Below are 4,717 nucleotides of genomic sequence, written 5' to 3'. Positions count from 1 at the left end.
CTTCGCCCAACCCACCGAACTCGATCTGCGCGCCTTCCACGGACGGCACCCGGTCGAGCTCATCGGTGGGGTCCGCTTCCCGGCCATCGGTGAACTCCCCTATCTGCTGACCCTGGCGGGACACGGCTTCTACTGGTTCCGGCTCACCAAGGTCGCAGCCCGGATCGGCCGACGAGTCTGAGCCTGCGGCCGAGACGAAAGGAGGCGTGACCATGCCGAAGACCGCATCCCTGCAGCCGAGCACCGCGGACCTGGCCGAGCCCATGGCCTCGCTCGGATCGCTGCTGCGCGAGTGGCTGCCGCGCCAGCGCTGGTTCGCCGGCAAGGACCGGCCCGTCACCGATCTGCGGCTGCTGTCGATGACCGAGCTGTTCCCGGGCTGCCTGCATCTGCTGGTCCACGCCGAACACGCGGGTGTCCCCGCCGTACACGGCGGGGTCCCCGCCCCGGCCGGCACGACCGCGCCGCCGCCCGCCGACTGCTACCAGCTGCTGCTCGGCGTGCGGCAGCAACTGGCCCCGCGCCTGCACCGGGCCTTCATCGGCCGGCCGGTGGAGGGATCGCTGGCCGGGCTCGCGATCTACGACGCGCTGTGCGACCCGCGCTCGGCGCAGCTGCTGCTGGAGCGGCTGCGCCACCCCGGCGGGTCAGGCCCCCTGCGCTTCGAGGCGGACCCGTCCGTGCTGATCCCCGGCGGCCTGGTACCGCGGCTGCTGGACGCCGAGCAGTCCAACTCCTCGATCATCTACGGGGACGAGTTCATCCTGAAGGTCTTCCGCCGGATCCAGCCGGGCGTCAACCCGGACCTGGAGGTGCCGTGGGCCCTGGCCCGGCAGGGCTGCAGCCGGGTGCCCGCCCCGGTGGCCTGGCTCCGCACCACCCAGCCGGAGGAGGCCACGCTCGGCGTGCTCCAGCCGTTCCTGCCGGACGCGGCCGACGGCTGGACGCTGGCGCTCCGGGCGCTGGCCACCGGTGACGACTTCACCGCCCAGGCGCACCAGCTGGGCCAGGCGACGGCGGAGGTGCATCTGGCGCTGGCCGAGGCATTCCCCACGGGCGGGCACCGCGAGGTCGCCGGGACCGCGACGGCGATGGCCGAGCGGCTGGAGGCCGCGGCGCACAGCGTGCCCGCGCTCAGACCGTACGCGGTGCGGCTGCGGACCGCGTTCGCCGCGCTGGCCAGCTGCGACGCCGGGCCGCCCGCCCAGCGCGTCCACGGCGACCTGCATCTCGGCCAGGTACTGCGCGCCGGACGCGAGTGGTTCGTCATCGACTTCGAGGGCGAGCCGTCCCGTCCGCTCGCCGAGCGCCGGATCCCCGAGTCCCCGGTGCGGGACGTCGCCGGGATGCTGCGCTCCTTCGACTACGCCGCCCGTCAGCGCCGCCCCTGGCGGCCGGAGTGGGCGCGCCGCTGCCGGGAGGCGTACTGCGCCGGCTATGCCTCCCGGGCCGGCTGGGACCCCCGTAAGAAACACGCCCTGCTGCGGGCCTACGAGACGGACCGTGCCGTGTACGAAGTGTTGTACGAGGCCCGGCACCGCCCCGACTGGCTCGCCGTACCGATGGCGGCGATCGAACGTCTCGCCGTGAGAGGAGGCTGAACCGGTGGCACTGCGCGACACGTCACTTCCCGAGCCGTCCGGCCCCGTCCCGCCCGCAGCGGGCCCGGGCACGGCGGCCCCACCCCTGGACCCGGTCGACCGCGAGCGCCTGCTGTCCGGCGCCCACCACGACCCGCACGCGCTGCTCGGCGCGCATCCGGTGCGGGGCGGCATCGCCTTCCGCGCGCTGCGTCCGTTCGCCCGTTCGGTGAGCGTGGTGATCGACGGCGAGCGCACGCCGCTCGTCTCCGAGGGCGACGGCCTGTTCTCGGCCCTGCTGCCGCTGGCGGCGATCCCCGCGTACACGCTGGTGGTCGCCTATGAGCAGGACGAGTACGAGGTCCACGACCCCTACCGCTTCCTGCCCGCCCTGGGCGAGCTCGACCTGCACCTGATCCGGGAGGGCCGGCACGAGCAGCTGTGGAAGGCGCTGGGCGCGGAGCCGATGACCCACCAGGGTGTGAGCGGCACGCGGTTCACGGTGTGGGCCCCGAACGCCCGGGGTGTCCGGCTGGCCGGGGACTTCACCTACTGGGACGGGACCGCCTTCCCGATGCGCTCGCTCGGCGCAGCAGGGGTGTGGGAGCTGTTCCTGCCGGGCATCGGGGAGGGCACGCGGTACAAGTTCGAGATCACCTCCCAGTACGGCGGCCGGTTCCTCAAGGCCGACCCGATGGCCCGCCGCACCGAGGTGCCGCCGGACACGGCCTCGATCGTGACCGCGTCGCACCACGAGTGGGACGACGCCGAGTGGATGGCCCACCGCGGGGACACACCGGTGCACGAGGCGCCGTTCTCGGTGTACGAGGTGCACCTGCCGTCCTGGCGTCAGGGGCTGACGTACCGGGAGCTGGCCGAGCAGCTGCCGGCGTACGTGAAGGACCTGGGCTTCACCCATGTGGAGCTGATGCCGGTGGCCGAGCACCCCTTCGGCGGCTCCTGGGGCTACCAGGTCACCTCCTACTACGCCCCGACGTCCCGCCTGGGCTCGCCGGACGACTTCAGGTACTTCGTCGACGCCTGCCACCGGGCCGGCATCGGCGTGATCATGGACTGGGTGCCGGCGCACTTCCCGAAGGACGACTGGGCCCTGGCCCGCTTCGACGGGGACCCGCTGTACGAGCCCGGGAACGCGCAGCGTGCCGAGCACCCCGACTGGGGGACGTACGAGTTCGACTTCGCCCGCACCGAGGTACGCAACTTCCTGGTCGCGAACGCCGTCTACTGGTGCGAGGAGTTCCACATCGACGGCCTGCGCGTGGACGCCGTGGCCTCCATGCTCTACCTGGACTACTCGCGCGACTCCGACCAGTGGACGCCCAACGCGTACGGCGGCCGGGAGGACCTGGACGCGATGGCGTTCCTGCAGGAGATGAACGCCACCGTCTACCGGCGGGCCCCGGGGGTGGTGACCATCGCCGAGGAGTCCACCGCCTGGGGCGGGGTGACCGCGCCGACCGACTGCGGGGGGCTGGGCTTCGGGCTGAAGTGGAACATGGGCTGGATGCACGACTCGCTGCAGTACATGAGCAAGGAGCCGGTGCACCGCAAGTACCACCACCACGAGATGACCTTCGCGATGGTGTACGCCTACAGCGAGAACTACGTGCTGCCGATCTCCCACGACGAGGTGGTGCACGGCAAGCAGGCGCTGGTGTCGAAGATGCCCGGCGACTGGTGGCAGCGCCGTGCCAACCACCGCGCCTACCTCGGCTTCATGTGGGCCCACCCCGGCAAGCAACTGCTGTTCATGGGCCAGGAGTTCGCCCAGGGAGGCGAGTTCTCCGAGGAGCACGGTCCGGAGTGGTGGCTGCTCGATCCGGGCTACTGCGCCGCGGGCGACCACCGCGGGGTGCAGGACCTGGTCCGCGACCTCAACACGCTCTACCGGGCCACTCCCGCCCTGTGGCAGCGCGACACCCGGCCCGAGGGCTTCCGCTGGGTGGCGGTGGACGCCGCCGACGACAACGTCTACGCCTTCCTCCGTCACGACGCGCAGGGCGCCCCACTGCTGGCGGTGTCGAACTTCTCGCCGGTGGTACGCCACGACTACCGCCTGGACGTGCCGGGCGACGTCACCGCCTGGTACGAAGCCCTCAACACCGACGCCGCGCGCTACGGCGGCAGCGACGTCACCAACCCCGACCCGGTCAAGCCGGAGGACGGGCACATCCGGCTCACGCTGCCTCCGCTCGCCACCGTCTGGCTGACGCCGTATCCCGCCTGAGTACGCTCCCGGGGTCTGTCCGGCGATCCCCGCCCGCTCCGCCTTCGGGCGGACGGCGGGGATCTCGGACAGGCCCTCGCACCGCCATCCCAGCCCTGCCCCGCATCCAGGTGTCCGGCCGCCGTCCCTGGGCATTCGGGGTCGTGCGACCCGGTCGCCCGTCCGGTGTCGCGGCAGTCTGACGGAAAGGCGGCACAAGGTGCGGACGGTCGGAGTGGAGGAGGAGCTCCTCCTGGTCGCCCCGGACAGCGGGGAACCGAAGGCCCTGTCGGCGGCGGTGCTCGCGCATGCCGAGGCGCACGACGCGCACCCGGACGTGTTCGAGAAAGAGCTGTACGGCCAGATGCTGGAGTTCGCCACGCATCCGCAGACGGACATGGCGGAACTCGGCGCGGAGATCGTGCGCTGCCGCAAGGAGGCCGCCCGGCACGCCGGGGAGCTCGGCTGCGCGGTCGCCGCGCTGGCCACCTCCCCGCTGCCGGTCAGCCCCACCATCAGCATCAACCCCCGCTACCAGTGGCTGGCCGAGCAGTACGCCATCGCCACCCGGGAACAGCTCGTCTGCGGGATGCACGTGCACGTGGCCGTGGAGTCGGACGAGGAGGGCGTCGCGGTCGTCGACCGGATCCGGCCGTGGCTGCCCGTGCTGCTGGCGATCAGCACCAACTCCCCGTTCTGGCAGGGCGAGGACACCCACTACGACAGCTACCGCAGCCGGGTGTGGGACCGCTGGCCGTCGGCGGGGCCGACCGAGCTGTTCGGGTCGGCCGAGCGGTACCACCGGCGGGTGGCGGACATGGTGGCCACCGGCGTCATCCTCGACGAGAAGATGGCCTACTTCGACGTGCGGCTGTCCGAGCGGTATCCGACGGTGGAGATCAGGGTCGCG

The 4,717-nt window shown here is 72.3% G+C and carries 4 protein-coding genes; all 4 read left to right on the top strand.

Going from position 1 to position 4,717, the window contains the following annotated elements:
- The coding region (locus BZY54_RS19545) for an alpha-glucosidase C-terminal domain-containing protein (protein WP_208640701.1) at positions 1-181 on the top strand (181 nt) is incomplete at its 5' end.
- 31 nt (positions 182-212) lie between these two features.
- On the top strand, positions 213-1,601 hold the full coding sequence (locus BZY54_RS19540) for a maltokinase N-terminal cap-like domain-containing protein (RefSeq protein ID WP_086726474.1): 1,389 nt from the start codon (positions 213-215) through the stop codon (positions 1,599-1,601).
- Between the two features lie 4 nt (positions 1,602-1,605).
- Positions 1,606-3,828 (top strand): 1,4-alpha-glucan branching enzyme, encoded by a 2,223-nt coding sequence (glgB, locus tag BZY54_RS19535; protein ID WP_086726473.1) that lies wholly within the window; start codon positions 1,606-1,608, stop codon positions 3,826-3,828.
- A 199-nt stretch (positions 3,829-4,027) separates the two neighbouring features.
- Positions 4,028-4,717 (top strand): glutamate--cysteine ligase (locus BZY54_RS19530; protein WP_143668076.1); only part of this gene is annotated, 690 nt, incomplete at its 3' end.

It is taken from the genome of Streptomyces carpinensis (assembly GCF_002154505.1).
GTDB classification, from domain to species: domain Bacteria; phylum Actinomycetota; class Actinomycetes; order Streptomycetales; family Streptomycetaceae; genus Streptomyces; species Streptomyces carpinensis.
Note: the sequence above shows the minus strand (reverse complement) of the source record. Positions and strands in the feature narration are given on the sequence as shown.